Source organism: Shewanella sp. (assembly GCF_013214165.1).
Lineage (GTDB): Bacteria > Pseudomonadota > Gammaproteobacteria > Enterobacterales > Shewanellaceae > Shewanella.
In genome coordinates, this window is the sequence record NZ_JABSSM010000154.1 from 1 (window position 1) to 4,546 (window position 4,546).

The 4,546-nt window shown below is 42.3% G+C and carries 5 protein-coding genes; 2 read left to right on the top strand and 3 right to left on the bottom strand.

The features are described 5' to 3' along the window. Positions 1-110: 110 nt before the first annotated feature. From HRU42_RS20690 to HRU42_RS20700, 3 genes are read right to left on the bottom strand one after another with little or no spacing between them, the layout of a single operon-like run. Positions 111-2,378, bottom strand: coding sequence for a Tn3 family transposase (locus HRU42_RS20690; protein ID WP_295033932.1), 2,268 nt, complete (start codon positions 2,376-2,378; stop codon positions 111-113). A gap of 34 nt (positions 2,379-2,412) precedes the next feature. Next, entirely contained in the window at positions 2,413-2,928 is a 516-nt protein-coding gene (locus tag HRU42_RS20695) for a hypothetical protein (RefSeq protein ID WP_295033934.1), read from the bottom strand. Further along, positions 2,912-3,205 (bottom strand): DUF1778 domain-containing protein, encoded by a 294-nt coding sequence (locus tag HRU42_RS20700; protein WP_295033936.1) that lies wholly within the window; start codon positions 3,203-3,205, stop codon positions 2,912-2,914. Before HRU42_RS20700 ends, HRU42_RS20695 begins: the two co-directional genes overlap by 17 nt. A 201-nt stretch (positions 3,206-3,406) precedes the next feature. Between HRU42_RS20700 and HRU42_RS20705 the strand changes: the two genes are divergently transcribed. Then, positions 3,407-3,979 (top strand): recombinase family protein, encoded by a 573-nt coding sequence (locus tag HRU42_RS20705; protein WP_295033938.1) that lies wholly within the window; start codon positions 3,407-3,409, stop codon positions 3,977-3,979. 285 nt (positions 3,980-4,264) lie between these two features. Beyond that, the coding region (locus HRU42_RS20710; protein WP_295033939.1) for an IS6 family transposase at positions 4,265-4,546 on the top strand (282 nt) is incomplete at its 3' end.

Consider the following 4,546-nt stretch of genomic DNA (forward strand, 5'->3'; position numbering starts at 1 on the left):
TGGTGCATCACGCAGAGATTTATCAACTTGAGGGAGAGAGTTATCGAAGAAAAGAAGCCATGAAAATAAACGGCAAAAGCGGCCAACTTAATTGACGCCTATAGGCCAAGCTAGTTGACGTCTAACAAATGTCCTTCGTACTCATTTAACCCTAAATTCTTGGCATTCACAGCAACAAAATTCGCTATCAAACTATAGAGCGATATGCCACGGCCCTTCCCCAGGTATTTTCGTGAGTACCGAGACTGAATGGTGCTATCAGTAGTTGTGAATTTCTGTCCATCTGCATCAGCTAACACCTTGTCATCCATCAGATTCCATTGTTTGAAAATAGATAACGTTTTAATGTGGTTGCTAACGATCTCGTTGGCAGCGCAAAGCGTATCGACACGGACAAAATCTTCCCGTGTGGAGCGTAATTGGTTGAGGTCCAAGTCTGACATGTCCGCCATTTTACTCGTGCCAAAACCAAAGGCTTCTGATAATAAACAAGCATTAATTGCTAGCAGATTAGGCTTTTTCCGCTTGGAATAACGATCCTTCATGTGCGTAAATCCACTCCACATATCAATGAGATCGCCGATAAACATCATAATATTGGCAATCTCGACTTTGGGTAGATTTTTGAAAAAGGCGTCATCCAGTTTTTCCACACTATCGTAGGTCAGGCTCCAGCATGGCTGCCCTGTTTTGGTTTTTTTAATCTGGAATCCTGGGTTGTTATTGTCGAGGATATTTTCGGTTGTTCTGTCCCAGGCATCGTTTAATTCCTGAAGAGCATCATCAAGGCGTTGATCACAATAAATAGGTATCTTTGAATACCCAAAGTCAGCGGCTATTTTTTCAGCGTCATCAACTAGAGCTTCATCAATAAGATCTGTGTCGATATCACAGTATGACACGCTATCATTACAGTACAGCCGACCTCGCTCTACTTCGTGATAGATTTTTTGATAAATAAAAAACTCGAACAGATACGGATCAATATGCATGTCGGTAGGATTACGCTTTAAATATTTGGTCATACTTTTGGGCACAGTAAAACCAAGATCGTCGAAGATTTTTAACTCTGATGGACTCTTGTCACTGTGATAGTGAGATTTCAATATATCGATTAGCTCACCGATACGACTGTTGTCTTTATAGTATTCGAAAACCACAGTGGTAAAGATTGGACGAAGATACAGCGAAAATATCCGAGACGACTTACCATAGTATTCCCAAAGCGCGGCTTTTTTATCGAATGACTTTCCATCAAGAAACTCTGCCAATGCTGTAAATTGTTCCTTGGGTAGGATGCTATAAGCCATCTCACTCAGTTCTTCCTGAGTCATCTTCTTGCTGCGCTTGGGGAACCACTTGAGGAACTTGGCCAGTTTTGGGAAATCCACTACAACCCCGGAACTGTACTCCATATGAGCCATAGAAGCGTAGGTTTTACCTGCATCCATGATGGCCCTAGTGTGATAATTGAAACTTACAATCAAGTTATCCATAATCTGCTGATAGCGGTGGTAAACAAAGCAGATAACCTGCAACCATTGTTGAGGCACACTCAATCGTCGCAGCCTTGATGATGCGTATTGTTCAGCAATGTCTGCATAATAGCGCACGGCGTTTTTCGATAATTTAAGCGAAGGAATAAAGCCTTTAGCAAAAGCGTATAATTCAGTGATGCGCTGCACTTTTTCTACTTCGGCTCTCACTGCTGTATATTGAAAGTCTTTTTGATCAGCACGAATAATATTAAGTGCAGTAATACCATCATCACGATGGATCAGCGCTGTAAGCTGGTCACTTATGAACGAAGGTATCGATATCATCACTCCATTGAGTCGCTTATCTTCATCGGCGAAAGCTCGACTGAATATGTCTTGAAGTGTTGTATAAGAGGGGATGACAATTTTTTGATGGTCGAAGTAAACTAATAATTGACGAAACGCGCTATGTCCTTTTGGGTAAAATCGAAGCAAGTTACCTATATGTGTTTGAGTATCCAGTGAAAATTCAGATGACCAACCGCGGTAGTCAAATAGAGAGAGAATTGTTTGCCGCTGTATTCGAATGTAATCACGTGATATGCGCCCAGTAAACAATCTGGATTGAGCATAACTGTAGTAGGTATTCACGATAAACTGAATATCGCTACTGACTTCATCCAGTGAGAAGTTAAAGAACTGCTGTTTGGCTTTGAAATAGCCCAACTGCAGGATAAAGTAAATGCGAGTCTTTGTATTACTGTGTCTGGAGAGTGAAGTTCGCTCAGATGGATTCAGCGTGAAGTACTGACGTTGTTCATGTGCATTAAATGTTGGTCGTACGTAAAGTTCTTCAACTTCAGGACTGGATAATAAGTGAATGCGTTTGGTTTTCTTCATCGAGATGAATAGCGTGACTTTTACAATTGATCATTCATAGCAAGGTACCGGTGATCTCTATACAGGTTTTAATGGGGAGCCACATTTCAAGACGTGAATGGTCATCAGTGTTGACAGGTAAAAAGTCATACTGCTGATAAAAAGGAACAACCTTTGGAGTCATAGGATCGACAAACAGGCCGATGGTTGAAATTTGTTGGGCGACCAAAACCGTTCGATAAATGGCATCAATCAGCAATCGCTCACCTAAGCGCTGGCCTTGCAGCTCACACCCCACGGCAAGGCGGGCCAGTTTTACTGCGCTGAGTGGGTGAGGATATTTTTTATAATCTCTGTGGGAAAGTGGTGTTGTCACTGAATAGCCCGTAAGCGTGTGATAACCCATAATAACTGTGGGTGCCGAGTCCTGGCACGCCACATAGGTTTTTGAAATATGCTTTGCTGTTTTCTGTCGGGCTTGCTGTTGTAAAAATTGATTGAGTTCAGTAACTCCACAATCAAACGTTTTGCGATTATGTTGCTGGGTGATCTCTTCAATGGTTAGGGGCATTCACTGTATCTCTGTAATGCTGCGCAGCTTTAAGTAGCTTATTGTTTGCTTTGGGTGGGTTTTCCAACGCGGCAAATAATGCATCAGCACCAGCCATCGAGAGATGTAATGTTTCGGTTCGCTCAATCACGCTACGCGCTTTCTCCATTGCCGACTCAATAAGGAACTGAGAGAGTGTCGCTCCGGAATGATCTGCAGCCCGCTGTATCATTTCTTGTATTTCTGTCGAAGTTCGTGCGACCAAACGAGTCTCTTTACGTTCTGCATTAATAGCCATAATTACCTACGTCTTTAATGTTGGTTTGTCTGGTGTCATTGTGGCATACAAAAACACTTTCTGTCAATCTGTATGCCAGAATGGCGCACATTTTTAAATTTCTGATGTTTGGTGCCATCATAATGTATACTTTTTGATAGCTATGGAATACACCTCTCAAAACTACTATCATATGTAGAGTATCAAAACACCTAAAGGATTATGATAGATATGTCGCGTGTCGGATATGCCAGAGTAAGCTCCACCGGTCAGAGCCTTGATGTTCAACTGGATAAATTGAACCAGGTGAAGTGTGATCGGGTTTATCAGGAAAAACGCAGTGGCCGAACGGCTGATCGCCCCGAATTTAAAGCCTGTATGAATTACCTTCGGGAAGGCGACACTCTCATCATCACCCGTCTTGATAGACTTGCTAGATCAGTGTGGCATTTATCACAATTAGCAAAAGAGTTTGAAAAAGAGAAAATAAATCTCATCGTGCTAGATCAGAACATTGATACCGGTACATCCACGGGCAGACTCATGTTTAATATGCTTGCCTCTATTGCTGAGTTTGAAACAGATCTGCGTACAGAGCGTCAATCTGAAGGGATAGCCAAGGCTAAAGAAAATGGCGTCCAATTTGGCCGTCCTCCCAAGTTAACAAATGAAATAATGCAGAATATTTATTCGAGGCGGCAAACAGGGACCACGATCAGCCAATTAGCTAAAGAGTTTAAGCTAGGCGAAGCGACCATCTACCGAGCAATAAAAGCAGTAAAAAAATCTGATTAACTCATCAGTTTATAGAGTTCAGAATCCGTGAGTTTGCACCGTCAGATCTTGGGGGAATTACTAGGACTCGTCATTTTCGAGGGTTCTTCCACTGGACCCGTACTTATCACCTCTGTCTATATGTATTTCAATTGTAATACATGCTTTGAGTCCAGTCGTATAGTGTTCGCTAAGGTCTTTTCGTCCGATGATTCATGAGATTAGGGGTTTTGGGTTCTGTCGCAAAGTTGACGAAGCAAGCTAAAGTGTTGATGATGTTCAGACTTCATTTGGAGCATCCACTGCATGACACTTAACTTCTCGGGGCGACATTATCCATCGGATATCATCATGCAGGCGCTTCGCTATTACCTGGCCTATAAACTCAGTTACCGTGAAATTGAGGAGATGTTCGCTGAGCGAAATATCCATTTTGACCATTCAACCCTGAACCGTTGGGTTATCAAATATGCGCCACAACTCGAAGCCATATTCAGGAAGAAAAAGCGTCGAGTATCTGGCTCGTGGCGAATGGATGAAACCTACATAAAAGTTAAAGGTCGGTGGGTTTACTATTATCGAGCCGTG

What these genes read in the sequence shown, in the direction of transcription:
- HRU42_RS20690 (WP_295033932.1), bottom strand. Translation starts at nt 2,378, where the DNA reads ATGAAGAAAACCAAACGCATTCACTTATTATCCAGTCCTGAAGTTGAA.
- HRU42_RS20705 (WP_295033938.1), top strand. Translation starts at nt 3,407, where the DNA reads ATGATAGATATGTCGCGTGTCGGATATGCCAGAGTAAGCTCCACCGGT.
- HRU42_RS20695 (WP_295033934.1), bottom strand. Translation starts at nt 2,928, where the DNA reads ATGCCCCTAACCATTGAAGAGATCACCCAGCAACATAATCGCAAAACG.
- HRU42_RS20700 (WP_295033936.1), bottom strand. Translation starts at nt 3,205, where the DNA reads ATGGCTATTAATGCAGAACGTAAAGAGACTCGTTTGGTCGCACGAACT.